Annotated in this window: 17 protein-coding genes; 11 read left to right on the forward strand and 6 right to left on the reverse strand. The window is 72.1% G+C overall.

Going from position 1 to position 24,428, the window contains the following annotated elements; genetic code table 11:
• The first annotated feature begins 99 nt into the window (after nucleotides 1-99).
• Both ACYQ8Q_RS06580 and ACYQ8Q_RS06585 read left to right on the forward strand, forming a co-directional pair.
• Nucleotides 100-3,357 carry a discoidin domain-containing protein gene (locus ACYQ8Q_RS06580; RefSeq protein WP_460062728.1) on the forward strand — a complete coding sequence of 1,086 codons (3,258 nt, stop codon included), beginning with the start codon at nucleotides 100-102 and terminating at the stop codon, nucleotides 3,355-3,357.
• A complete protein-coding gene (locus ACYQ8Q_RS06585) occupies nucleotides 3,354-4,847 on the forward strand; it encodes a family 43 glycosylhydrolase (protein WP_460062730.1) in 1,494 nt (497 codons plus the stop codon). Before ACYQ8Q_RS06580 ends, ACYQ8Q_RS06585 begins: the two co-directional genes overlap by 4 nt.
• A gap of 32 nt (nucleotides 4,848-4,879) precedes the next feature.
• Here ACYQ8Q_RS06585 and ACYQ8Q_RS06590 read toward each other — a convergent pair whose 3' ends face one another.
• Nucleotides 4,880-5,794 carry a peptidoglycan-binding domain-containing protein gene (locus tag ACYQ8Q_RS06590; RefSeq protein ID WP_460062731.1) on the reverse strand — a complete coding sequence of 305 codons (915 nt, stop codon included), beginning with the start codon at nucleotides 5,792-5,794 and terminating at the stop codon, nucleotides 4,880-4,882.
• A gap of 214 nt (nucleotides 5,795-6,008) precedes the next feature.
• On the opposite strand from ACYQ8Q_RS06590, the gene ACYQ8Q_RS06595 reads away from it, so the two are divergent.
• Nucleotides 6,009-6,854, forward strand: a complete 846-nt coding sequence (locus tag ACYQ8Q_RS06595) for an MIP/aquaporin family protein (protein WP_460062733.1) — start codon at nucleotides 6,009-6,011, stop codon at nucleotides 6,852-6,854.
• Nucleotides 6,855-6,881: 27 nt separating this feature from the next.
• On the forward strand, nucleotides 6,882-8,399 hold the full coding sequence (gene glpK, locus ACYQ8Q_RS06600) for a glycerol kinase GlpK (RefSeq protein ID WP_460062734.1): 1,518 nt from the start codon (nucleotides 6,882-6,884) through the stop codon (nucleotides 8,397-8,399).
• Nucleotides 8,400-8,459: 60 nt separating this feature from the next.
• On the opposite strand, the gene ACYQ8Q_RS06605 is transcribed toward glpK, so the two are convergent.
• Nucleotides 8,460-10,010: a multicopper oxidase family protein gene (locus ACYQ8Q_RS06605; protein ID WP_460062736.1), complete on the reverse strand. Its 1,551-nt coding sequence runs from the start codon at nucleotides 10,008-10,010 to the stop codon at nucleotides 8,460-8,462.
• Between the two features lie 374 nt (nucleotides 10,011-10,384).
• On the opposite strand from ACYQ8Q_RS06605, the gene ACYQ8Q_RS06610 reads away from it, so the two are divergent.
• Complete coding sequence (locus tag ACYQ8Q_RS06610; RefSeq protein ID WP_460062737.1) at nucleotides 10,385-11,155, forward strand: polysaccharide deacetylase family protein; 771 nt, start codon at nucleotides 10,385-10,387, stop codon at nucleotides 11,153-11,155.
• Between the two features lie 20 nt (nucleotides 11,156-11,175).
• Here the strand turns inward: ACYQ8Q_RS06610 and ACYQ8Q_RS06615 are convergent, their stop codons facing one another.
• Nucleotides 11,176-12,654 carry a hypothetical protein gene (locus ACYQ8Q_RS06615; protein ID WP_460062739.1) on the reverse strand — a complete coding sequence of 493 codons (1,479 nt, stop codon included), beginning with the start codon at nucleotides 12,652-12,654 and terminating at the stop codon, nucleotides 11,176-11,178.
• 165 nt (nucleotides 12,655-12,819) lie between these two features.
• Between ACYQ8Q_RS06615 and ACYQ8Q_RS06620 the strand changes: the two genes are divergently transcribed.
• From ACYQ8Q_RS06620 to meaB, 3 genes are read left to right on the forward strand one after another with little or no spacing between them, the layout of a single operon-like run.
• Nucleotides 12,820-14,628, forward strand: coding sequence for a methylmalonyl-CoA mutase family protein (locus ACYQ8Q_RS06620; RefSeq protein WP_460062740.1), 1,809 nt, complete (start codon nucleotides 12,820-12,822; stop codon nucleotides 14,626-14,628).
• Nucleotides 14,628-16,820 (forward strand): methylmalonyl-CoA mutase, encoded by a 2,193-nt coding sequence (scpA, locus tag ACYQ8Q_RS06625; protein ID WP_460062741.1) that lies wholly within the window; start codon nucleotides 14,628-14,630, stop codon nucleotides 16,818-16,820. Before ACYQ8Q_RS06620 ends, scpA begins: the two co-directional genes overlap by 1 nt.
• On the forward strand, nucleotides 16,817-17,815 hold the full coding sequence (gene meaB, locus ACYQ8Q_RS06630; protein WP_460062742.1) for a methylmalonyl Co-A mutase-associated GTPase MeaB: 999 nt from the start codon (nucleotides 16,817-16,819) through the stop codon (nucleotides 17,813-17,815). Before scpA ends, meaB begins: the two co-directional genes overlap by 4 nt.
• Here the strand turns inward: meaB and ACYQ8Q_RS06635 are convergent.
• On the reverse strand, nucleotides 17,794-18,402 hold the full coding sequence (locus tag ACYQ8Q_RS06635) for an O-methyltransferase (RefSeq protein ID WP_460062743.1): 609 nt from the start codon (nucleotides 18,400-18,402) through the stop codon (nucleotides 17,794-17,796). The two genes, meaB and ACYQ8Q_RS06635, sit on opposite strands and share 22 nt — an antisense overlap.
• 83 nt (nucleotides 18,403-18,485) lie before the next feature.
• On the opposite strand from ACYQ8Q_RS06635, the gene rox reads away from it, so the two are divergent.
• Complete coding sequence (gene rox / locus ACYQ8Q_RS06640) at nucleotides 18,486-19,916, forward strand: rifampin monooxygenase (RefSeq protein ID WP_460073200.1); 1,431 nt, start codon at nucleotides 18,486-18,488, stop codon at nucleotides 19,914-19,916.
• A gap of 82 nt (nucleotides 19,917-19,998) precedes the next feature.
• Nucleotides 19,999-21,015 carry a phosphotransferase family protein gene (locus ACYQ8Q_RS06645; RefSeq protein ID WP_460062745.1) on the forward strand — a complete coding sequence of 339 codons (1,017 nt, stop codon included), beginning with the start codon at nucleotides 19,999-20,001 and terminating at the stop codon, nucleotides 21,013-21,015.
• 170 nt (nucleotides 21,016-21,185) lie between these two features.
• Here ACYQ8Q_RS06645 and ACYQ8Q_RS06650 read toward each other — a convergent pair whose 3' ends face one another.
• A complete protein-coding gene (locus tag ACYQ8Q_RS06650; protein WP_460062746.1) occupies nucleotides 21,186-22,187 on the reverse strand; it encodes a DMT family transporter in 1,002 nt (333 codons plus the stop codon).
• Between the two features lie 81 nt (nucleotides 22,188-22,268).
• On the opposite strand from ACYQ8Q_RS06650, the gene ACYQ8Q_RS06655 reads away from it, so the two are divergent.
• Nucleotides 22,269-23,192: a LysR family transcriptional regulator gene (locus ACYQ8Q_RS06655; protein WP_460062748.1), complete on the forward strand. Its 924-nt coding sequence runs from the start codon at nucleotides 22,269-22,271 to the stop codon at nucleotides 23,190-23,192.
• Between the two features lie 190 nt (nucleotides 23,193-23,382).
• Here the strand turns inward: ACYQ8Q_RS06655 and ACYQ8Q_RS06660 are convergent, their stop codons facing one another.
• Nucleotides 23,383-24,411 (reverse strand): DUF3152 domain-containing protein, encoded by a 1,029-nt coding sequence (locus ACYQ8Q_RS06660; RefSeq protein WP_460062749.1) that lies wholly within the window; start codon nucleotides 24,409-24,411, stop codon nucleotides 23,383-23,385.
• Nucleotides 24,412-24,428 lie beyond the last annotated feature (17 nt).

A 24,428-nucleotide genomic window follows, 5' to 3' on the forward strand; every position in this document is an offset into this window, starting at 1 on the left:
CGCACTGTCTTGACATGCCCTCAGCACGCTCCTACGGTGCCCGAAAACCTTTCAGGTCCCTTTTCCGTGCCTCTCGTCACCCCGCCCAGGGAGCCTTCGATGAGAAGACCGCACGCCCTGCTCGTCGCTCTGTTACTGACCTTCTGTTCGCTTCTCGTCGCTCCGTCGGCGCATGCCGCGCAGACCATCGGGTTCCCCACCTTCAGCGGGCCCGCGATCCCCGCCCCGCCCGTGGCGTACACCCCGGGCGACATGATGCGGAGCATCTACGACGCGGAGAGCTCCGGCACCGACTTCTGGATGGACCGGCTGCTGGCCCGCAGCGGTGACGACCCGGCCGGGCCCTGGCTGATGAGCCGGGGGCGTGCGCTGTTCATGAAGACCCACGACCCCTCGGTGCTGGGCTTCGGCGGCCATGTCGCCTACTGGGAGAGCATCAGCGACAACAACGCCTACACCGTCGCGATCACCCCGGGCACCTTCACCGAGCAGGTCGCGCAGCGCCGCCAGGCACCCAGCAACTGGCAGAGCGTGCACACCAGCGGCTCGGTCGCGGTCACCCAGACCAAGTTCATCACCGAGAACAACGTGGCCGTGACCAACCTGTCGATCAAGAACAACGGCAGCGCCTCCACCACGCTCCAACTGCGGGCGACCTCGCCGTACGCCACGTCGGGCTCGGGGAGCGAACTGACCGGGCAGGTGAACGCGTACAACAACCTCACCACGATCCGCCCCCGGCTGACCGGCGACGGGTTCACGGTGTCCAGCGGCGGCCTGAACCGCTCCGTCACCGTCGCCGCCGGGGCCACCGTCACCGCCAAGCTGGTGATGGGCTTCGTCACCGACGAGATCCCGCAGTCACTCACGGAGTACAACGCCTACGCGGGCTACTCGGCCGCGACCGCCTTCGCCACCCATGTGCGGGCCTACAACCTGTGGTGGGCGAAGAACGTGCCCTACATCGACGTACCGGAACCGGCGATCAAGAAGAACATCTACTACCGCTGGTGGCTGATGCGCTTCAACAACCTCGACGCCGACATCCCCGGGCAGACCTTCCAGTTCCCGACCTCCACCGAGGGCGTCCTCGGCTACAACAACGCGATCGCGCTGACCCAGCCGATGCACATCGACGACCTGAAGTACCTGCGCGATCCGTCCTACGCGTACGGGGACTGGCTGAGCGTCGGCCAGGTCTCCAAGGGCGGACGGTTCCTCGACAACCCGGGCGACCCGGAGAACTGGTCCAACAGCTACACCCAGTACATCGCCGAGGCGGCCTGGCGCAGCTACCAGATCCACGGCGGCCAGCCGGCCGTCGCGGGCAGTCTGGCCCACTACGCCGAGGGGGACGTCAAGGGGCAGCTGGCGTACTACGACCACGACGACAACAAGCTCATCGAGTACGACTGGGGCGCGCTGACCGGCAACGACGCCGACGCCGTCTCCTTCCACTGGAAGCCCGGGAACATGGACCGCGCCGAGTCCGCCTACCAGTACAGCGGGGCGCTCGCCGCCGCCCAGGCCTACGACGCGGCCGGCAACACGGCCAAGGCGACCGAGATGCGCACGCTCGCGGGCCAGATCAAGGACGCGATCGTCAACGTCCTGTGGAACCCGAACCGCCAGCTGTTCGAGCACCGGCTCAAGTCGACCAATGAATGGGTGCCCTGGAAGGAGATCAACAACTACTACCCGTTCTCGGTCGGCGCGGTCCCCAACACGGCCACCTACCGGCAGGCGCTGCGGCTGTACGACGACCCGGCCCAGTACCCGGTGTTCCCCTTCTACACCGCCAACCAGGTCGACAAGAAGGCGGCGGCCGACGCGGGCGAACCCGGTTCCAACAACTTCTCCACCATCAACTCCACGGTCCAGTTCCGGCTGTACTCCTCGGTGCTGCGCAACTACCCCAACTCCTGGATGACGGCGACCGACTACAAGAAGCTGCTGTACTGGAACACCTGGGCGCAGTACGTCGGCGGCAACACCGCCTGGCCGGACGCCAACGAGTTCTGGGCCGACTGGAACGGCAGCGCGATCACCTACCGCTCCTGGATCCACCACAACATCCTGGGCAGCAGCAACTGGACGGTGATCGAGGACGCGGCGGGGCTCCGGCCGCGCAACGACGCGAAGGTGGAGCTCTCCCCGATCGACATCGGCTGGAGCCACTTCACGGTCAACAACCTGCGCTACCGCAACGCCGATCTGTCGATCGTCTGGGACGACCCCTCCGACGGCATCGTGCGCTACCCCGGCGTCCCGGAGGGTTACTCCATCTACGTCAACGGCAGCCGGGCGGCGACCGTGAACTCCCTGGTGCCGTTCACCTGGGACCCGGCCACGGGTGAGGTGACGACGAGCGGCACGGTCTCCTTCCACACCGCCGTCCCCGGCCTCCAGGCGCCCAACCAGGTCGTGCAGGACAGCGCCCGGATGACCGACATGCTCGCCAAGGCGGGCGTCGACCTGACCGGCGATCCCGCCAACCTGGCGGCCGGGGCGACCGTCTCCGCCTCCTCCACCGGCTCCGGCGCCACCGCCTCCGGAGCGGTCGACGGCTATCCGACCAACGAGCCCTTCTGGGGCGCGGGCGGCTCGGCCGCCCAGGACTGGTACGAGGTGAGCCTCGGCACCGCACGCCGGCTCAACGAGGTCCGGCTGTACTTCAAGGACAGCCGCCCGGCGAGTACGACCTACCGGGCGCCCTCCGCGTACACCATCCAGTACGACAACGGCGGTTCCTGGACGGACGTGCCGAGCCAGACCAGGAGTCCGGCGGCCCCCCGGGGCAACTACAACCTGGTGACGTTCCCGGCGGTCACCGCCCAGCGGATCAGGGTCCTCGCCACCCACGCCTCCGGGGCGCGAACGGGGCTCACCGAGGTCAAGGTGTTCGACCGGGGCGGGGTCCAGCCACCCGCCAACCAGGCCACGTCCGCGACCGCCTCGGCGTCGTACACCTCGCCCTGGGAGACCGTGACGGCCGTCAACGACGGCATCGACCCGCCCTCCTCCAACGACACCGCCAACCCGCGCTGGGGCACCTGGCCGGAGACGGGACAGCAGTGGGCCGAACTGACCTGGCCGACCGCCAGGACCGTCAACCGGGCCGAGGTGTACTTCTTCGACGACGACCAGGGAATCGACATGCCGGCCTCCTGGAAACTCCAGTACTGGAACGGCAGTTCGTACGTCGACGTGCCCGGCGCGAGCGGCTATCCGCTGGCGAGGAACCAGTACGACAGCGTCACCTTCACCGCCACCAGCACCACGCGCCTACGGGTGCTGCTCACGAGCAACGGCTCCAACTCCGTCGGCCTCCTCGAAGCGAAGGTGTACAGCCCGTGACCCGGTCCAGATGCCTGTGCGCGCTGCTCGCGCTGTTCACCCTGGCGGTGGCCTTCCTCGTGGCGCCGCCCGCGTCCGCCGCCGTCTCCTTCACCTCGACGGGGGTCAACCAGAACGGCGGCAACTGCCTCGATCTGCCCGGTGGTTCGACGACCGCGGGAGCCCAGCTGCGGGCCTTCGCCTGTTCCTCGGGCGCCGACCAGAACTTCGGCTACACACCGGTGGCCGGGACGAGCGACACATACACGGTCACCACCCGGTCTGGTCAGTGCGTGGACGTCTACGGGGCGTCCACCGCGGACAACGCGGCGATCATCCAGTGGCCCTGCCACGGCGCGACGAACCAGCAGTGGCGGCTCGTCCCCGTCACCGTCTCCGGGACGGACAGGACCTTCAACCTGGTCTCCGTCGGCTCCGGCAAGTGCGTGGCGCCGAGCGGCGGTTCGTCCGCGTCGAACACCAACCTCGTGCAGCTGCCGTGCTCGTCCACGGGCGGCAGGGTGTGGCGGCTGCCCGGCTTCACCTCCGGCGGCACGAGCGCGGGGACCTACACCAACCCGCTCTCCCAGCACGGGCCCGACCCCTGGCTGACGTACTACGACGGCTTCTACTACCTGGCCACGACCACCTGGAACTCCACGGTGACCATGCGCAAGGCCAGCACCCTGGCGGGCCTCGCCACCGCCACCGACCAGGTGATCTTCACTCTCACCCGGCCCAACGGGGCGGGCACGATGTGGGCGCCGGAGTTCCATCTGCTCGACGGGCCGAACGGCAAGCGCTGGTACTTCTACTACACGGCCGGACGGGAGCCGTACGACCTCGGCACCCAGCGGATCCATGTGCTGGAGAGCGCCGGGCTCGACCCGATGGGGCCCTACAGCTTCAAGGCCGATCTGCTCGACCCCACCCAGGACAACACCTGGGAGCTGGACCCGAGCATCCTCCAGCTGAACGGGAACCTCTATCTGCTCGGCACCTTCTACAACGGCTCGCAGCCGATGTTCATCCGGCCGCTGTCGAACCCGTGGACCGCGAGCGGCACCCGCCGGGTGCTGTCCACCCCGACCTACGGCTGGGAGACGGTCGGCGGCGCGGTCAACGAGGGGGCGGAGGTCCTCCAGCACGGCGGGAAGACCTTCATCGTGTACTCGGCGAGCCACTGCTCCACCCCCGACTACAAGCTGGGCATGCTCACCTACAACGGCGGCGACCCGCTCAGCTCCTCGTCCTGGGTCAAGTCGCCGAATCCGGTCTTCCAGCGGTCCAACGCCAACGGAGTGTACGGCCCCGGCCACAACGGCTTCTTCAAGTCGCCCGACGGGACCGAGGACTGGATGGTCTACCACGCCAACTCCTCGGCGAGCGGCGGCTGCGACATGAACCGGACGACCCGGGCGCAGAAGTTCACCTGGAACGCCGACGGCACGCCGGACTTCGGCACGCCGGTGGCCCTCGGCGTCTCCCTGCCGGCGCCCTCGGGCGAGTAGACCGGCTCAGGGCTCCGAGGCCGTAGGGCCGCTCAGGGCTCCGAGGTCTCGGACTCCAGGGCGGCCCTGGTCGCCTTCCCGTAGACGCCCGACTCGTCCGTGAGGACGAGCCGGGCGAGCTGGTAGCTGCGGACGGCGCTCTCGACCTCGCTGCCGTACCGGCCGTCGGCGTCACCGTCGTAGAAACCGGCCTGGGTCAGCCGGAGCTGGAGTTCGGTGACCTCGGGTCCGCTGTCGCCGGGGCGGAGCACGGGGGCCTGCCCGCCGGACGGGCTGGGCGCGGGGGCCGCGGTGGAGGTGGCGCCGGTGCCGGTCGGGGACACCGTCGGCTCGGCGGACCCGGAGGGGGCGGAGGCGCTCTCGGAGGCGGTCTCGCCCGGTGACGCGGTCGGGCTCGCGGAGGTCTGCGTGGGGGACGCCGTGGCGGACGGTCCGGCGGTGGCCGTACCGGTCACGGTGGCTCCGGCCGGGACGCTCGCCCGGATGTCGTCGGGGCCCGCGTCCTTGCGTGCGGGGCTCTGGTAGCTGAACAGCGCGGCGATCGCGCCGCCCGTCACCAGCACCGCGGCGGCCGCCCCGACCCCGCTGAGCTGCACCAGCCGCCGGGGCCGCCACCGCTCTCCGGCCGCCGCTTCCACCCCTTCAGCCTCTTCAGCCTCCTCATCCTCTTCCGTCGCCTCGGTCTCTTCCGCCACGGGCTCGGGTGCGGTGCCGGCGCCGGCCGGGGTGATCGGCCCGGCTAAGTCCCCGGTGCCCTCCGCCGCGACCGCCGGTTCCGCGAAGGGACGTATCCGCAGGGGGTCGAAGTCCTCGGCGGCCGCCGCCTCCGCCGCCCGGGTCTCCAGGTGGGCCTCGGCAGCGCGGCGGGCGCAGGAGCAGGACGGACTGCCGTCCGCCGCCCTCGGCGCACCGCATTCGGGGCAGACCAGACCAGTCGGTTCACTCACGCGCCGTTCCTCTCCCTGATAACTACAGAATTCAACCAAACTTTCTGCACCGAATCCCCGGCGGACCGACGGGAAACGGCCAGCGCGCATCCGCCCCATCCACCGCAGATAAATATTCTGTATGTGCGGTAAGTGCTTGATCGTCCTATTCTGATCTCGTGAGGACTCGGGGCAATCTACGGCCGGTCCTGAGGCCGGCGGGAATCGAGCTGCTATGGCTGAGCGGCTGAAAAGATCGGCACTGGTCGGCGAGGTGTCGGCCGAATTCGCCGGAACCATGGTTCTCATCCTCTTCGGCTGCGGCGTGGTGGCCCAGGTCGTGGCCGGCGGAGGACTGACGACACCCCCGGGCGGGCTGGGCAACCACGACAGCATCGCCTGGGCATGGGGCATCGGCGTCACCATGGGCGTCTACGTCGCCGGACGGCTGAGCGGCGCGCATCTCAACCCCGCGGTGACGGTCGCCCTCGCCACGTTCAAAGGGTTCCCCTGGAAGAAGGTGGCGCCCTACGTCGTGGCCCAGACGGCCGGCGCGTTCGTCGCGGCCCTCATCGTGCGCTGGAACTACACCGACGCGCTCGCGAAGTACGACCCGGGCCACACCATCAAGTCCCAGGGCGTGTTCTCCACCCTCCCGGCCAACGGCAACCCCAATCTGCCGGTCCACGAGTGGGGCGCGTTCCGCGACCAGGTCATCGGCACCGCCATTCTGCTGCTGCTGATCCTGGCCGTCACGGACCTGCTGAACAATCCCCCCGGCGCCAATCTGGCCCCGTTCATCGTCGGCCTCGTCGTCGTGGGCATCGGCATGGCGTGGGGCACCCTCGCGGGGTACGCGATCAACCCGGCACGTGACTTCGGCCCCAGACTCGCGAGCTTCATCACGGGGTACGGCACAGCCTGGAGAGATCAGTACGACAACTTGTACTTCTGGGTGCCGATCGTCGGTCCGCTGATCGGCGGTCTGCTCGGCGCGTTCCTGTACAAGGTCTTCGTCGGCCGGTTCCTGCCCACGGCCGAGGCGGAGCCTCCCGGTCGTATCCCGGCCCCCGAGGACTGACACCCCCGACGAAAGAGGCGGCATCCCATGGCGGACTTCGTGGGAGCGGTGGACCAAGGCACCACCAGTTCCCGTTTCATGATCTTCGACCACAACGGCAACGAGGTGGCGAAGCACCAGCTGGAGCACGAACAGATCCTCCCCAAGGCGGGATGGGTCGAGCACGACCCGGTGGAGATCTGGGAGCGCACCAACTCCGTGATCCAGAACGCCCTGCGGCACGGGAACCTGTCCCCGACCGACCTGGCGGCGATCGGCATCACCAACCAGCGCGAGACCACCGTGGTGTGGGACCCGCGCAACGGACGGCCGTACTACAACGCCATCGTCTGGCAGGACACCCGCACCGACTCCATCGCCGCCGCCCTGGAACGCGAGGGCAAGGGCGACGTCATCCGCCGCAAGGCGGGGCTGCCGCCGGCGACGTACTTCTCCGGCGGGAAGATCCAGTGGATCCTGGAGAACGTCGACGGCGTGCGTGAGGCGGCCGAGCAGGGCAACGCCATCTTCGGCAACACCGACGCCTGGGTCCTGTGGAACCTGACCGGCGGTCCCGACGGCGGCATCCACGCCACCGATGTGACCAATGCCAGCCGGACCATGCTGATGGACCTCGAGACCCTCGACTGGGACGACGAACTGCTCGGGTTCTTCAACATCCCCCGGGCGATGCTGCCGAAGATCAATCCCTCCTCGCACGCGGAGGCGTTCGGGACCACCCGGACCTCCCGTCCGCTGCGCGAGGCCATCCCCATCGCCGGTGTGCTCGGCGACCAGCAGGCGGCCACCGTCGGCCAGGTCTGCTACGCGCCGGGCGAGGCGAAGAACACCTACGGCACCGGCAACTTCCTGGTGCTCAACACCGGTACCGAGCTGGTGCGTTCGCAGAACGGACTGCTCACCACGGTGGCCTACCAGTTCCAGGACAGCCCGGCGATCTACGCCCTGGAGGGCTCGATCGCGGTGACCGGTTCCGCGGTGCAGTGGCTGCGCGACCAGATGAAGATCATCGCCAGCGCGCCGGAGAGCGAGACGCTGGCCCGGGCCGTCGAGGACAACGGCGGCATGTACTTCGTCCCCGCGTTCTCCGGTCTGTTCGCGCCGTACTGGCGCTCCGACGCCCGCGGCGCGATCGTCGGGCTCGCCCGCTACAACACCAACGAGCATCTGGCCCGGGCGACCCTGGAGGCCATCTGCTACCAGAGCCGCGATGTCGTCGAGGCCATGGAGCAGGACTCCGGGGTCCATCTCGACGTCCTGAAGGTGGACGGCGGGATCACGGCGAACGACCTGTGCATGCAGATCCAGGCCGATGTGCTCGGCGTGCCCGTGAGCCGTCCGGTGGTCGCCGAGACCACCGCGCTCGGCGCCGCCTACGCGGCGGGCCTCGCCACCGGTTTCTGGCAGAGCCAGGACGAACTGCGCACCCACTGGCAGGAGTCCAAGCGCTGGGAGCCGCGGTGGTCGGAGGAACAGCGCGCGGAGGGCTACGAGGGCTGGAAGCGGGCGGTGGAGCGCACGCTCGACTGGGTCAAGGTCGAGTAGCCCCGGCCCCGGCCCCCGCACGGCTCCCGGCCACCCCGGCCGGGAGCCGCCTTCGTGCCGTCAGCGCACGTACTCGACGATCTGCATCATGCCCTCGTCCTCGTGCTGGGACTGGTGGCAGTGCACCATCGCGCGGCCGGTGAAGTCCTCGGCGCGCAGCCGGAAGGTGATCGACCCGTGCGGCGGGAGACCCACGGTGTCGTGCCAGACGGGGGTGGCCAGCGGGCGGTGGTTGATCTCGGTGACGAGGAAGTGGTTGGTGTGCAGATGGAGGGGGTGGTGGGCGTGGCGGTGGGAGTCGTTGGAGACGGTCCACTCCTCGACCTGGCCGAGGCGCACACGGTGATTGACGTAGTCGGGCCGGAAGCGGCCCCACTGGGGGTCGGTCCGCGCGGCCCGGAGGTCGCTGGGCGGGGTCTCCCCGTCGCCCAGGATGCGGTAGGCGTTGCGGAAGTCCCCGGAGAAGACGTTCTCGTAGCTGCGGAAGATCAGTGAGCGCCTGCGGGTGGGTTCCGGCAGGCTGGTGGGCCGGCCGGGCAGCCGGCTGGGCAGGGCCATCGTGCGGGGGGTGCCGGTGACCTTGAGGGTCATCAGCGGCTGGCGCACCCCGCCCGCGGTGAGCCGGTAGGTGCCGGGCTCGCCGCCGCGGACCAGCAGGTCGGCCCGGCCGCCGACCGGGAGCTGGAGGGCGGTGACGGGGACGGGCTTGGTGAAGGTGATGCCGTCGGCGGCGATCTGGTGCGTCTGCTGGCCGTCCAGGGTCAGATAGAGCGTGGTGAGCGCCCCGGCGTTGACGATCCGCCAGCGCTGGACCTCGCCCGGGGCGATGGTCAGGGTGGGGTTGGCCGCGCCGTTGACGAGGAAGGTCGAGGCGATGTCCTCGTAGGTGGTCTGCGCGGTCAGGTCGGGCACCTTGCCGCCGGACACCTTCAGTTCGTTGATGCAGACGACGATGTCCTTGGCCGCCGCGACCTCGGGCACCGCGTCGATGTCGCCCTCCACGATGATCACTCCGGCCAGGCCGTTCAGCAGCTGGGTCGCGGTGGAACCGTGGTGGTGCGGGTGGTACCAGAACGTGCCGGCCGGGTGGTTGAGGGGGATGTCGACGACGCTGCGCCAGCTGGTGGCGGCCTTCTGGGAGGTGGCGGCGGGCTCGAAGGAGCGGAAGACGTTGTCCGCCTCGCCCGTGGGGGCGACATGCATGCCGTGCAGATGCAGGTTGAAGGTGTTGAAGCCGTGCGGGACGTTCATGCCGGAGTCGTGGTGGGCCGGCGCGGGGTTCGGCGGGAGCGCGTTGACGTGCGTGATGTGCAGGGAGTCGCCGGGGCGCACCCGCAGGGTCGGTCCCGGCAGGGAGCCGTCGTAGGTGCGGGTGAGCACGGTGCCGACGCCGGGCAGCCGCTGCTCGGTGAACCCGACCGTCAGCCGGGTCTCCAGCCGGCGCGGGCGGGGCCGGACGGTCCGGGTCGCGGGCTGCGGAAAGGGGGTTCCGGCGGCCGTACGCGTCGTGGGGAGGGCGTCGGCGTGTGCGCCCGTCGCCCTCCCCGCGATGGCCGCCCCGGCCGCGAGCGGCAGGCCCTTCAGTACTCCACGACGCGGCACAGATGCCATGAATCGCCTCCAGGGCGGCAGCGGTCAGACCATCGATTCGGACACACCACACCCCTGTCATCACGGAGTGTGATGATAGTGTACGAGGAGTAGCCACCGGTGCACGGGTGGCGCGGCCGATCGGGGCACCGCCGTCCTCCGACCGCCACGGGTGCCCTCAGCCGCCGTCGGGGATGCCGGAGAGCGCTGCCGTGTCGGCGCGCCCGGCTCGATCCGCCCGGAAATCCGTTCGCCGCCCGCCGAGTTGTCCGGGAACTCCCCCGGAATTGTCCGTGATCCGTAACGAAGGGATCCCGCGGCCCCCGCTCCTCGTCCTGCCAGGTGATCGGAACGCGGCCGAGGGTCGCCGGGGAACTGCGGGAAAGTGGGCGGACATGGCGCGGCACAGCGGGCGGGGCTGGTACGGCAAGGTGCTGGGGGCGGCGCTCGGGGTGACGGTGCTGGCCACCGGCGTCTCGGTGTGGACCGCGCAGGCCGGTGCCGCGGGTGCCGGGTCCTCCCGGGCGGAGAGCTCCGCCAAGCCGGGCACCGCCGTCAAGCCGGTGGACGTGACCATCGCGCACGCCTCGGACAAGGGGGCGCGGGGCGTCAACATCACCATCGACGACGGGCCCGACCCCGAGTGGACCCCGCAGGTCCTCGACGTGCTGAAGGAGTACGGGGTGAAGGCCACGTTCTGCATGGTGGGCACGCAGGCGCAGGCCCACCCGGACCTGGTGAAGGAGGTGGTCGCGGCCGGGCACCGGCTGTGCGACCACTCGGTGTCGCACGACACCACCATGGACAAGAAGTCCGAGGCCTACCAGTCGCAGCAGATACTCGACGCCGAGCGGATGATCACCAAGGCGTCCGGGGGCGTCCGGCCGATGTACTACCGGGCGCCCGGCGGGGCCTTCACCCCGTACAGTCGGGGGCTCGCCGCCTCCCGCGGCATGCGCCCGCTGGGCTGGAACGTGGACTCCAAGGACTTCGAGCGCCCCGGAGCCGACGCCATCGTCACCACCGTCGAGCAGGAGCTGCCCAACGGGCCGACCATCCTCTTCCACGACGCGGGCGGCGACCGCTCCCAGACCGTCGAGGCGCTGCGCCGGATCCTGCCCTGGCTCCAGGAGCAGGGCTACTCCTTCGGCTTCCCGGTGCGCTGAGGCCGGCACAGGCCGGCCTACTAGCGCAGGCCCGGCGCGAGGTACGCCAGCAGGGCGCCTGCGCGGGCGGGGGTCCAGGAGCGGGCGTAGGCCGGTGGCGTCGCGCCCGGTGGTACGAGGGTCGCGACGGGCCGGCTCCGGGCGGCCCGGCCGATGGCCGCCGCGGTGGTGTTGGCGTCGTGGCCGCGGGTGGCGGCGGACGCGCAGCCCGCGTAGTAGGCGAGCGGGACGTAGTCGTGTCCGGTGAGCAGGCAGGGCGGACGGACGCCCAGACGGTGCAGCGCGGCCGCGGTGCGGGCCCACTCGCGGTGGGCGGCGGTGGTGCGCCGCACGGTGTGGTCCAGCACCACGAACTGCACGGTCAGATGCACGGCCAGGGCGAGCGTCACCAGAGCCGCCGTCAGCCGCCGCCGGGTCCGCCCCGGCACCCGGACGGCGTGCACCAGCAGATCGGCGACCGGCACCGCGAGCAGAGCGTAGGCGGGCAGCAGGAACCGGGGCGCGGCGTAGCCGATCAGGAAGAGGTAGGGAAAGGCCGCCGAGGCGGCGCAGGCCAGCGGTACCAGGGTGAGCGCCGGGCGCCGGGCCCGCACGGCGACGACGGCCGCGCCGACGGCGAGCAGCGGCAGCGCCCACCACCACAGGGTGAGCACGACGGGGGGCAGGTCTCCGGTGCACGGGCGGCACAGCGTACGGCCCGACAGGGCGCGCGCCTGGTCCACGACGGCGGGGTTCCAGCCGAGGCCGCCCTGGATGCGGGACGCGTCGGACAGGCGCCGCACCGGTCCGCCGTAGGAGAGCCAGGCCTCGATCACCCACTCGGCGGCTCCGAGGGCGAGCCCGCCGACCAGTGCCGACAGCGGCGCCGGGCGCCGCCACCGCCGTACCCCCACCAGGAGGACGAGCAGCGGCAGGGTCGCCCAGACCGCGTCCGTGGGGCGCATCCAGGCCATGAGCGCGGCACTGAGGGCCAGACCCCACAGGGCGGGCCGGGACCGGGGGCGCAGGAAGCAGCCCGTGGCGGCCAGGGCGCCGACGGCGACCCAGTAGTTGGGCATGGCCTGCGGTCCGTAGAACAGCGTCACCCACAGGGAGGCGAACAGGGCGCCCGCGACCGTGAGCACCCGGGGCGGGAAGACCCCGCGCCAGGCGCGCAGGGCGAGGAGGAGCCCCAGCCCGGACAGGACGGCCAGATAGACCCTCAGCGGCACGACGGACGACGACCAGAGCGCGACCGGCGCCACCAGCAGCGGGACGCCGCGGGCGCGCGGGGCGCTGAAGAACGCGGCCGGGGCGTGCGAGGAGACCTGGCTGACATAGACCGACTCGTCCCAGCCGAGCCCCATTCCCGGCCGTACGAACAGGAGTTGGGCCAGGGTGAACGCGCCGGCCACGGCGAGCGGCCCGACGTCCGGCCCGGACCGCCACGGGGCGCGGCCCGTCCTCGGGGAGCCGGGGCCGCGCGCACCGGTCAGCATGGCCTGCTGGCTGTCGCTCACCCGGCCAACGTCCCAGCCGGGACCGGAGCGGGCCTGCGGGACGCGGCCGAACGGCCCAACGGCTCCGCGGGCGGCGGCCGGTGAACGGCATCACATTCTGGGGGAGGGAAACGTCACAGCCGTGCCCTCTGCTGCCCCTTTGCGCCTCTGGCCTACCATCCGAGCATGACGGTCCTGCCTGACGACGGGCTTGAGCTGGCCGCCGAGTTCCCTGACTCCACCCACGAGCAGTGGCAGCGCCTCGTCGCGGGCGTGCTGCGCAAGTCGGGCAAGGACGTCGAGGGAGCTCAGGCCGAGGAAGCCCTGTCCACCGCGCTCGAGGACGGGCTGCGCACCCGTCCTCTGTACACCGCGCACGACATCGCGCCCGAGCCGGGTTTCCCCGGATTCGCCCCCTTCGTCCGGTCCGGTCGGCCGGAAGGGAACACGCTCGGGGGGTGGGACGTACGGCAGCGGCACCAGATGGCCGACAACGGTGCGGTGCTCACGGACCTGGAGAACGGCGTCACCTCCCTGTGGCTGGTCGTCGGCGAGGCGGGCATCCCGGTGTCGTCGCTCGCCACGGTCCTCGACGGGGTCTATCTCGACCTGGCGCCGGTCGTCCTGGACGCGGGTGCCGATGCCGAGCCCGCCGCGCGGGAGCTGCTGCGGCTGTACGCGGACCGGGGCGTCGCCAAGGACGCGGTGCGCGGCTCTCTGGGCGCGGACCCGCTCGGGCACGAGGCCCGTACCGGGCAGACCGCGGACTTCGCGCCGGCCGCCGCGCTGGCGCGGCTGTGCGCCGCGGAGTACCCGGGGCTGCGGGCGCTGACGGTGGACGCGCTGCCGTACCACGAGGCGGGCGGCTCGGCCGCCCAGGAGCTGGGTGCGTCGCTGGCGACGGGTGTCGCGTATCTGCGGGCGCTGACCGAGGCCGGGCTGAGCGTCGAACAGGCCTGTGCTCAGCTGGAGTTCCGTTACGCGGCCACCGCCGACCAGTTCCTGACGATCGCCAAGCTGCGCGCCGCGCGCCGGCTGTGGGCCCGGGTGGCCGAGGTGTGCGGGGCGCCCGCCGCGGGTGCGCAGGTGCAGCACGCGGTGACCTCGCCGGTGATGATGTCGCGGCGTGATCCGTGGGTGAACATGCTGCGCGCGACGGTGGCCACGCTGGCCGCCGGGGCGGGCGGGGCCGATGCGGTCACCGTGCTGCCGTTCGACGACGCGGCCGGGCTGCCGGACGCGTTCGCCCGCCGGATCGCCCGCAACACCTCGACGATCCTCATCGAGGAGTCCCATCTCGCCCGGGTCATCGACCCGGCGGGCGGCTCCTGGTACGTGGAGCGGCTCACGGACGAACTCGCCCGCGCGGGCTGGGAGTTCTTCCGCACGATCGAGCGCGACGGCGGCCAGGCGGCCGTGCTGCGCTCGGGCCGTCTGCGCACCGACCTGGCGACGACCTGGGCGGAGCGCTCCAAGCGGCTCGCCAAGCGCCGCGAACCCGTCACGGGGGTCAGCGAGTTCCCGTTCCTCGCCGAGAAGCCGGTCGTCCGGGAGAGCGCGCCCGCGCCCCGCTCCGGCGGTCTGCCGCGGGTGCGCCGCGACGAGGCGTTCGAGGAGCTGCGGGCCCGTTCGGACGCCCACCTCGCCGCGACCGGATCCCGGCCGCGGGTGTTCCTGGCGGCGCTCGGCCCGGCCGCCGCGCACACCGCGCGGCTGACCTTCGCCGCCAACCTCTTCCAGGCGGGCGGCATCGAGCCGGTCACCGAGGGCACGTTCGAGGAGAGCGGAGCCGGCGAGGCCTGTCTGTGCTCCAGCGACGCGCTGTACGAGGAGCGGGCCGGCGCGGAGGCGGCGCGGCTGAAGGCCGCAGGTGCCGCGCAGGTGTTCCTCGCCGGGCGTCCCGGGCAGTACCCGGATGTCGACGCGTACGTCTTCGCGGGCTGTGACGCGGTCGCCGTTCTGTCCGCCACCCTCGACCGCATGGGAGTGTCCTGATGACCGCCCCTTCTGGCCCCTCCGTCCCCGACTTCTCCGGGATCGAGCTGGGGACCCCGGTCGCCGACGGCGGTGCCGACGAGTGGCGTACGGCCGTGAAGAAGGCGGCCGGCGGGGACGATCTGCTCTGGGAGACGCCGGAGGGCATCGCGGTCAAGCCGCTGTACACGGGGCAGGATCTGGAGGGCCTGGACTTCCTGGGCACCCACCCGGGCATCGCCCCGTATCTGCGCGGCCCCTACCCGACGATGTACGTCAACCAGCCCTGGACGATCCGTCAGTACGCGGGCTTCTCCACGGCCGAGGAGTCCAACGCCTTCTACCGCCGCAACCTCGCGGCCGGCCAGAAGGGCCTGTCGGTCGCCTTCGACCTGCCCACGCACCGCGGCTACGACAGCGACCACCCGCGGGTGACCGGTGACGTCGGCATGGCGGGCGTGGCGATCGACTCGATTCTCGACATGCGGCAGCTGTTCGACGGGATCCCCCTCGACAGGATGACGGTGTCGATGACGATGAACGGCGCCGTGCTGCCGGTGCTGGCGCTGTACATCGTGGCGGCGGAGGAGCAGGGCGTACCGCCCGAGAAGCTGGCCGGGACCATCCAGAACGACATCCTCAAGGAGTTCATGGTCCGCAACACCTACATCTATCCGCCGAAGCCGTCGATGCGGATCATCTCCGACATCTTCGCGTACACCTCGCAGCGGATGCCCCGCTACAACTCCATCTCCATCTCCGGCTACCACATCCAGGAGGCCGGTGCGACGGCGGACCTGGAGCTGGCGTACACGCTCGCGGACGGTGTGGAGTACATCCGGGCGGGCCGGGAGGCGGGCCTGGACGTGGACGCGTTCGCGCCCCGGCTGTCGTTCTTCTGGGCGATCGGCATGAACTTCTTCATGGAGGTCGCCAAGCTGCGGGCGGCGCGCCTGCTGTGGGCGAAGCTGGTGAAGCAGTTCGACCCGAAGAACACCAAGTCGCTGTCGCTGCGCACCCATTCGCAGACCTCCGGCTGGTCGCTGACCGCGCAGGACGTCTTCAACAACGTCACGCGGACCTGTGTCGAGGCGATGGCGGCGACCCAGGGCCACACCCAGTCGCTGCACACCAACGCCCTCGACGAGGCCCTCGCGCTGCCCACCGACTTCTCCGCGCGCATCGCCCGCAACACCCAGCTGCTGATCCAGCAGGAGTCCGGCACCACCCGGGTGATCGACCCCTGGGGCGGCAGCGCGTACGTGGAGAAGCTGACGTACGACCTCGCCCGCCGGGCCTGGCAGCACATCCAGGAGGTGGAGGCGGCGGGCGGCATGGCCAGGGCGATCGACGCCGGCATCCCCAAGCTGCGCATCGAGGAGGCCGCGGCCCGCACCCAGGCCCGGATCGACTCCGGGCGCCAGCCCGTCATCGGCGTCAACAAGTACCGCGTGGCCAGCGACGAGGCGATCGAGGTCCTCAAGGTCGACAACTCCTCGGTGCGCGCCCAGCAGATCGAGAAGCTGCGGCGGCTGCGCGCGGAGCGGGACGAGCGGGCCTGCCAGGCCGCGCTGGACGCGCTGACGCGCGCCGCCGGCGGTGAGGGCAACCTGCTGGAGCTGGCGGTGGACGCGGCCCGCGCCAAGGCGACCGTCGGCGAGATCTCGGACGCCCTGGAGAAGGTGTACGGGCGGCACGCGAGCCAGATCCGTACGATCTCCGGCGTGTACCGCACCGAAGCAGGAGACTCCCCGTCCGTGGAGCGCACCCGCGCCCTGGTGGACGCGTTCGCGGAGGCCGAGGGCCGCCGTCCGCGCATCCTGGTCGCCAAGATGGGCCAGGACGGCCACGACCGCGGCCAGAAGGTGATCGCCACCGCGTTCGCCGACCTCGGCTTCGACGTGGACGTCGGCCCGCTGTTCCAGACCCCGGCCGAGGTGGCCCGCCAGGCGGTCGAGGCGGACGTGCACATCGTCGGGGTGTCCTCCCTGGCCGCCGGACACCTCACCCTCGTCCCGGCGCTGCGCGAGGCGCTCGCCGAGGAGGGGCGCGAGGACATCGTGATCGTGGTGGGCGGGGTCATCCCGCCGCAGGACGTCCCGACGCTCCTCGAGATGGGCGCGGCGGCCGTCTTCCCGCCGGGCACGGTCATCCCGGACGCGGCGCACGACCTGGTGGCGAGGCTGGGTGCCGACCTCGGGCACGAGCTGTGATCGATGTCGACGCGTATGTGAAGGGGGTGCTCGACGGGAAGCGGGCGCTGATCGCCCGCGCCATCACCCTCGTCGAGTCCACCCGGCCCCAGCACCGGGCGCTGGCCCAGGAGTTGCTGACCGCGCTGCTGCCGCACAGCGGCCGGGCGCGGCGGATCGGGATCAGCGGGGTGCCGGGGGTCGGCAAGTCGACGTTCATCGACGCCTTCGGCACGCTGCTGACCTCGCTGGGCCACCGGGTGGCGGTGCTGGCCGTCGACCCGTCCTCGACGCGTACGGGCGGCTCCATCCTGGGCGACAAGACCCGGATGGAGCGCCTCGCGGTCGACCCGGCGGCCTTCGTACGGCCCTCCCCCAGCGCGGGCACCCTCGGCGGGGTCGCCAAGGCGACCCGGGAGTCGATGGTGGTGATGGAGGCGGCCGGCTACGACGTGATCCTGGTGGAGACGGTCGGCGTCGGGCAGTCCGAGACCGCGGTGGCCGACATGGTCGACTCCTTCCTGCTGCTCACCCTCGCCCGTACCGGCGACCAGCTCCAGGGCATCAAGAAGGGCGTCCTGGAGCTGGCGGACGTGATCGCCGTGAACAAGGCGGACGGCCCGCACGAACGTGACGCGAAGGCCGCGGCGCGCGAACTCACCGGCGCCCTGCGGCTGATGCACGGCCCCGACCCGGTCTGGACCCCGCCGGTGCTCAGTTGCAGCGCCCGGGAGTCGACCGGCCTGGACACCGTCCGGGAGCGTCTCGAACAGCATCGCGCGCTGCTGGACTCCACCGGCCGGCTCACCGCCAAGCGCCGGGACCAGCAGGTCGGCTGGACCTGGAGCATGGTCCGCGACGAACTCCTGGGCCGGCTGCACGCCGATCCCGCGGTACGAGCCCTGGCGCCGGCCCTCGAACAGCGGGTCAGGGACGGCGAGTTGACGGCGACTCTGGCCGCCGAGCGGATCCTCGGGGCGTTCGGGGGGCCGGTTCAGTCCCCGGTCGGGGACTGACCCCGGTCCGCGGACGAGCGCACCGCCATCAGCAGCCCGCTGGCCCAGGCCAGCCGGACGCAGCGGAAGTCCTCGCGCGCCTCCAGCTCGGCCAGCAGCCGTTCCACGGACGCCTGGTGGCCCTCGGGCCAGCCGGGCTGCGGGTCGAGGTCGTCGATCAGATAGGTCCCACCCGGCGCGACCAGGTCCAGCGCCCGGTCGAGACGGTTGAACTTGCCCGGCCAGGTGTCCGCGAAGACCAGGTCGAAGGGCGCGCCGTCGTAGGCGTCCAGCCACGCCCCGCCGTCCCCCTCCACGAAGGTCACCCGTGTGTCGGCGGACAGCTCCTCGCGGGCGACGGCCTGGTGGGCGGGTTCGAGCTCCACGGTGACCAGGCGGGCGGCGGGGCCCATCCCGCTGAGGAGCCAGGCGGTCCCCTCCCCCGTCCCGGTGCCGAGTTCGAGGACGCGTCCCTCGGGACGGGCGGCCGCGAGGACGGCCAGGAGGCTTCCGGTGCGGTCCTCGCAGGACATGGTGAAACCGGCGGCGCGGGTACGGGCGCGCAGGGCGGGCAGGGTGTCGGGGAAACGGCTCGGGGTGTCGTCCATCAGAGGATGGTGCACGAACACCACGGGATGGTGCCCGGAATTTGACTCTCGGCCTGGGGGATGCGCGGCGTATGGGCGTTTCGATGATCGATGTGATCGTGGTGGGCGGCGGGCCGACCGGTCTGATGTTGGCCGCCGAGTTGCGGCTGCACGGCGTGGGGGTGGTCGTGCTGGAGCGGCTGACCGAGCCGACCCCGCAGTCCCGGGGACAGGGCCTGCACGCGCGCAGCGTCGAGATCATGGACCAGCGCGGGCTGCTGGAGCGGTTCCTCGCGGTCAGCGAGAAGTTCTCGGTCGGGGGCCTGTTCGGCGGCATCGTGAAGCCGTGGCCGGACCGGCTGGACACGGCGCACGCGTACGGCCTGGCCACCCCTCAGCCGGTCACCGAGCGGCTGCTGAACGAGTGGGCCGTGGAGGTGGGCGCCGAGATCCGGCGCGGCTGTGACGTGGTCGGGGTGAGCCAGGACGACGAGGGGGTCACCGCCGAGCTGGCGGACGGGACGCGGCTGCGCTCCCGCTACCTCGTCGGCTGCGACGGCGGCCGCAGTCTGGTGCGCGGGCAGCTCGGGGTCGCCTTCCCCGGTGAGCCCGCCACCGTGGAGACGCTCCTGGGTGAGATGGAGCTGGCCGAGGACCCGGCGAGGATCGCCGCCGTGGTGGAGGAGGTCCGCAGGACCCAGCTGCGCTTCGGCGCGGCGCCCGTCGCCGAGGGGGCGTACCGGGTCATCGTGCCCGCCGACGGGGTGAGCGAGGACCGGACGACGCCGCCGACGCTGGAGGAGTTCAGGCGGCAGCTCCGGGCCTTCGCGGGCACCGACTTCGGGGCTCACTCGCCGCGCTGGCTGTCCCGGTTCGGCGACGCCACCCGGCAGGCCGAGCGCTACCGGGTCGGGCGGGTGCTGCTGGCCGGCGACGCGGCGCACATCCACCCGCCGACCGGCGGGCAGGGGCTCAACCTGGGCGTCCAGGACGCGTTCAACCTGGGCTGGAAGCTGGCCGCCGAGATCGCCGGCTGGGCCCCCGACGGGCTGCTGGACAGCTATCACACCGAGCGCCACCCGGTGGGCGCCCGGGTACTGGACAACACCCGGGCGGCGATCACGCTGCTGGGGGCGGAACCGGGTCCGACCGCACTGCGGGAGCTGTTCTCGAGGCTGATGGACATCGAGGAGGTGAACCGGTACGTGACCGGGATGATCACCGCGGTCGAGGTCCGCTACGACGTCGGCGAGGGCCACGAGCTGCTCGGCCGGCGGCTGCGGGACGTGGCGCTGAAGGAGCGGGGGCGTCTGTACCCGCTCCTGCACGGCGGGCGCGGGCTGCTGCTCGACCGGACCGGGCGGCTGTCGGTGACGGGCTGGGCGGACCGGGTCGACCATGTCGTCGACGTCAGCGAGGAGCTGGACGTGCCCGCGGTGCTGCTGCGGCCGGACGGGCATGTGGTGTGGGTCGGCGAGGACCAGGGGGAGCTGGCCGGGAGGCTGTCGGCGTGGTTCGGCGCCGCGGTCGGCTGAGCACTGGACCGCCGATCGGCGCACCGCGCAGAATGTGAGCGCTCCCAGCACCCCGTGCCGACGACCGGAAGCGAGCCGACGCATGCAGAGCCTGACCAAACGCCGGTTGTCCGCCGAGGAGTTGGACGTCCTGATGCGCGAGGCGACGGGTGTCGGGTGCCGGCTGGAGACGGAGCTGACCGACGGCTGGTTCAACACCGCCTACCGGGTGCGGTTCGACGACGGCCGTACGGCGGTGGTGAAGCTCGCGCCGCCCGCCGGCACGCCCGTCCTGCGCTACGAGCGGGGCATCATGGCGACCGAGGCGGCGATGTACCGGCGGCTCGCGTCCCCGGCGGGTGGCGGGGTGCCCACCCCCGATCTGCTGTACGCGGGCGAGGACTTCCTCGCGGTGTCCGTGCTGGACGGCAGCCCGTGGGACAAGGTGGCCGACCGGCTGCCCGCCGCGGCCGAGGGCGCGCTGCGGCGCGAGCTCGGCGGGATCACCGCCCGGTTGCACACGCTGGTCGCCGAGGACGGACGGTTCGGCTACCCGGCCCCCGAGTCCGGGCTGTCCGCCCCCGACTGGCGGACGGCGTTCACCGCCATGGTGGAGGCGCTGCTGGCGGACGCGGAGCACTGGGGCTCCGACCTCGGCGCGTCGCACGCGGAGATCAGGGCCTTGGTGGCGGCCGGCGGGACCGCCCTGGACGAGGTCACCCGGCCGTGTCTGGTCCACTTCGACCTGTGGCCGGGGAACATCTTCGTCAGCGTCTCCGATGCGGCGGGGGCCGAGGGCTCCGTCGGCTCCGCCCCCAGGATCACCGGTCTCATCGACCACGAGCGTGCCTTCTGGGGCGACCCCGCGGCCGAGCTGGTCTCCCTGGAGCTCGGCGGGGACGTGGGGCCGGACAGCGACCTCGTCGCCGGATACCGGGAGGCCGGGGGCCGGCTCGACTTCACCCCCGCCCTCCGGCACCGCCTGGCGCTCTACGGCCTCTACCTGGGACTGCTGGTGGTGGTGGAGTGCGGTCCGCGCGGCTACGAGGACAGCGACCACCTCACCTGGTGCCGGACCTACCTGACGGAACGCCTGACGACACTACGCACACTCGACTAGCCAACCGATCCGACCTCAGGGAGAAGCCCCGGCTCAGGGGGATGTCCCCGGCTCAGGAGGATGCCCCCCCACTCAGGGAAACGGTCCGCGACTGAGGGGACGGAGACGGTTCAGGCAAGCGATACCGGCTCAGGGAGACGGCCGGAGGCTGCGGGGAGACGGTCCGCGGCTCATGGGGACGGCGTCGGCTCTGGGCGGCGGTCCGGCTCTGGGCGGTGGTCCGGCCCGGGGCCGTGGTCCAGCCCGGGGCCGTGAGCCGGCCCGGTGGGGTGAGCCGGCTTGGTCGGGTGGAGCCCGCGGGTGCGGCGTTCGACGGTCTGGCCCCAGTAGGTGCCGGTGACGATCAGCGTGGCTCCGAGGGCGGAGAGCGCGGTGAGGTGTTCGCCGCCGAAGCCGATGCCGACCAGCAGGGCCCAGACCGGTTCGGTGCCCAGCAGCAGACTCGCGCGGGTCGCCGAGGTGCGCTGCACCGCCCAGGTCTGCGCCAGGAAGGCGAACAGCCCGCAGAACAGGGCCAGATAGGCGAGCTGGGCCCAGGTGGCGGCGTCGATGCGGGCCAGCTCCGGCAGCCCGGTCGCCGCGCAGGGCAGGAACAGGACCGTGCCGACGACGACCTGCACGGTCGTCAGGTGCAGCGGTCGTATCGCCCGGCCCGTGGTGAGCCGTCCGACGAGCACCACATGGCCCGCCCGGACCACCGCCGCCGCGAGCATCAGCAGATCACCGGCGCCGGGAGCGCGCAGACCGGTGCCCGACACGAGCAGGCCCACGCCCGCGACACAGACACCGGCGGCGAGGAAGAACGCCGGCGGCGGTCCGCCGGGGCGCCCGGCACGGTCCAGCACCGGCGTGAGGACCAGGGTGAGGCTGATGATCAGGCCCGCGTTGGCGGCACTGGTGTGGGCGACGCCGTACGTCTCCAGGACGAGGACGGCGGCCTGGGTGACCCCGAGCAGACAGCCGCGCACCGCCTCGTCCCGGGTGAGCGGGCCGGACCTCGCGCGCAGGGCGGTGACCACGGCGACACAGGCGGCGGCGGAGAGGGCGTAGCGCAGGAAGAGGACGAGGAGGACCGGGGTGGTGGCCGTGGCCGTCTTCGCCGACAGATAGCTGGAACCCCAGACGACGGCGACGGCCAGCAGCACCACGTCCGTGCGGCGGGTGGCTGGCATGGGATCCACCCTCGCGGACCTGTATGTTGAAGTAAACGACGACTTGCTCAAACAACGCTTAAGCGAAGCTACACTCACGGCATGGACGAGAGGCAGCTGCGGGTGCTGCGGGAACTGGGCGAGCTGGGCAGCGTCACCGCGGCCGCCGAGGCGCTGCGGGTGACGCCCTCGGCGATCTCGCAGCAGCTGCGGCTGCTTCAGCGGTCGATCCCGGTGCCGCTCACCGAGCGCGACGGCCGTCGGCTGGTCCTCACCGCCGCCGGTCAGGCGCTGGCCGACGCGGCGATCGGGGTGGAGACGGCGCTGGCCCGGGCGCGCCACGCCGTGGACGAGTTCGTGGAACGGCCCGACGGCGCGGTGTCGGTGGCGGCCTTCCACAGCGGGGCCGCCGCGTTCTTCCCGCTCCTGCTGCGGGGCCTCGGCACACCCGGATCGCCGCGCGTCTCCCTGCACGACGCGGACGTGGCGCAGGACGACTTCCCGCCGCTGACCCGCGACTACGACCTCGTCCTCGCCCACCGGCTCGACCACGCGCCGCCCTGGCCGCGCACCGCGACGGCCACGCCGCTGCTGCGGGAGCCCCTGGACATCGCCCTGCCCGCCGACCATCCGCTGGCCGCGAAGCCCGCGCTGACGCCCCAGGAGGTCGCCGATCAGCCCTGGATCACCGTGCACGACGGCTTTCCCCTGATGGCCACCGTCGAGGCCGTCTCGGCCGCCGCCGGCCGCAGGGTGGAGATCGTCCATCGCATCAACGAGATCGCGGTGGTCGCGGAGGTGGTGGCCGCGGGCGGCGGCGTCGCCCTGATGCCGCGCTGGACCTCCCGCCCCCACCCGGCCGTGGTCCTGCGCCCGCTCAGCGGTATCCGCGCCGCCCGCCACATCGACGTACTGCACCGCCCCGAACGCGCGGCCCGCAGAGCCGTCCGCACCGTCCTCGCCGAACTGCGGCGAGCGGCACGGACGGTACAGGGCCGGGGCGACGATCCGGCCCCGGACGCCTAGGCCGCCGACGTTGACATCACCCCGGCCGCCGCTCTGACCGCGACCGCCCTCGCGGGAGCCCAGTTCGCGGCCGGCTGCTCCAGCGGCTCCGGCGGGAAGAAGGCCGGGGAGAGCGCGAACGGAGCGTCCGCGGGCGCGGTCGCCCCCCGGCGGGTGTGTGCGAGTTCCTGGTCTTCGTACTCGGCGGGGGTCAGGGAACGGCGGGGCCGGTGATCTCCCTGCCGTCGTCGTCGTAGGGCCAGACGTTGGGGACGCAGCCGTCCATGCCCTTGATCTGCTGCATCATCGCGGGGGCCGACTTCCCGGCGCCGGGGCAGCCGACGTGGCCGTGGCCGAGGTAGTGGCCGACCTCGTGGTTGATGATCAGCGCCCGGTAGGAGGGGATGTCCTGGGCGTAGACGGGGGTGGCCAGTTCCCAGCGCTCCAGGTTGACCATGACCTTGTCGAAGACGTTGCAGTTGAAGTCGCCGTGGGTGTCCAGCCCGCCCTCCAGGCAGACCTTGTCGACGGTGCCGGGGGTGGCCACCTTGACGACGAAGTCGGCGGTCTTGCCGGAGACCCGCTGGAAGGCGAGGGCGCCGTCGGCGGTCCAGCCGCGCGGGTCGGCCAGGACGGCGTCCACCTGCCGCGCCACGTCCGCGGTGGAGAGCCGCAGGCCCGTCTCGACCTCGACCCGGTAGCGCAGGGGCTTCTTCCCCTTGCCGACCGGATCGCCGCCGCCGGAGGCGGTGACGAAGGTGCCCGGGCCGGTGCTCGGGAGGGGGACGGTGGTCCCGGAGGGGCTCGGCGAGGAGCTCTCCGTCGTCGCACCGGACGAGCCGGAGGAGGACGCGCCGGGGCTCGGGGTGGTACGGCCGGGGGCCGGCCCGGCCGAGCCGGAGACCCCCGGTTCGGAGGCACCCGCCCCACCGGCACCCGACCCGACGGAGCCGGACCCGCCGACGCCCGACCCGACGGAGCCCGCCCCGGAGGCGCCGGACCCGGCGGCGCTCGACCGCGAGGCGCCGGGCTCGGCGCTCTCGGCGCCTCCCGCCCTCGACAGCACGTCCTTGCCGGCCGGCAGCGCCCAGCCCACGGCGGCGAAGCCGGCGACCCCGAGGGCGGTGGTCGCGGCGAGCCCTGTCCACAGCAGGCCCTTCCCGCGGCGCCGCCCCGAGGCGTGCGCGGGGCCACTCCGGCGGCGGCCGGTGGTGGAGGACTGTGCTTTGTGCTCGCTCATGGTCAGCCAGACTGTGA

This window comes from Streptomyces sp. YKOK-I1 (assembly GCF_054660435.1).

What these genes read in the sequence shown, in the direction of transcription:
- ACYQ8Q_RS06580 (WP_460062728.1), top strand. Translation starts at nt 100, where the DNA reads ATGAGAAGACCGCACGCCCTGCTCGTCGCTCTGTTACTGACCTTCTGT.
- ACYQ8Q_RS06595 (WP_460062733.1), top strand. Translation starts at nt 6,009, where the DNA reads ATGGCTGAGCGGCTGAAAAGATCGGCACTGGTCGGCGAGGTGTCGGCC.
- glpK (WP_460062734.1), top strand. Translation starts at nt 6,882, where the DNA reads ATGGCGGACTTCGTGGGAGCGGTGGACCAAGGCACCACCAGTTCCCGT.
- ACYQ8Q_RS06605 (WP_460062736.1), bottom strand. Translation starts at nt 10,010, where the DNA reads ATGGCATCTGTGCCGCGTCGTGGAGTACTGAAGGGCCTGCCGCTCGCG.
- ACYQ8Q_RS06610 (WP_460062737.1), top strand. Translation starts at nt 10,385, where the DNA reads ATGGCGCGGCACAGCGGGCGGGGCTGGTACGGCAAGGTGCTGGGGGCG.
- ACYQ8Q_RS06620 (WP_460062740.1), top strand. Translation starts at nt 12,820, where the DNA reads ATGACGGTCCTGCCTGACGACGGGCTTGAGCTGGCCGCCGAGTTCCCT.
- scpA (WP_460062741.1), top strand. Translation starts at nt 14,628, where the DNA reads ATGACCGCCCCTTCTGGCCCCTCCGTCCCCGACTTCTCCGGGATCGAG.
- ACYQ8Q_RS06635 (WP_460062743.1), bottom strand. Translation starts at nt 18,402, where the DNA reads ATGGACGACACCCCGAGCCGTTTCCCCGACACCCTGCCCGCCCTGCGC.
- rox (WP_460073200.1), top strand. Translation starts at nt 18,486, where the DNA reads ATGATCGATGTGATCGTGGTGGGCGGCGGGCCGACCGGTCTGATGTTG.
- ACYQ8Q_RS06645 (WP_460062745.1), top strand. Translation starts at nt 19,999, where the DNA reads ATGCAGAGCCTGACCAAACGCCGGTTGTCCGCCGAGGAGTTGGACGTC.
- ACYQ8Q_RS06650 (WP_460062746.1), bottom strand. Translation starts at nt 22,187, where the DNA reads ATGCCAGCCACCCGCCGCACGGACGTGGTGCTGCTGGCCGTCGCCGTC.
- ACYQ8Q_RS06655 (WP_460062748.1), top strand. Translation starts at nt 22,269, where the DNA reads ATGGACGAGAGGCAGCTGCGGGTGCTGCGGGAACTGGGCGAGCTGGGC.
- ACYQ8Q_RS06660 (WP_460062749.1), bottom strand. Translation starts at nt 24,411, where the DNA reads ATGAGCGAGCACAAAGCACAGTCCTCCACCACCGGCCGCCGCCGGAGT.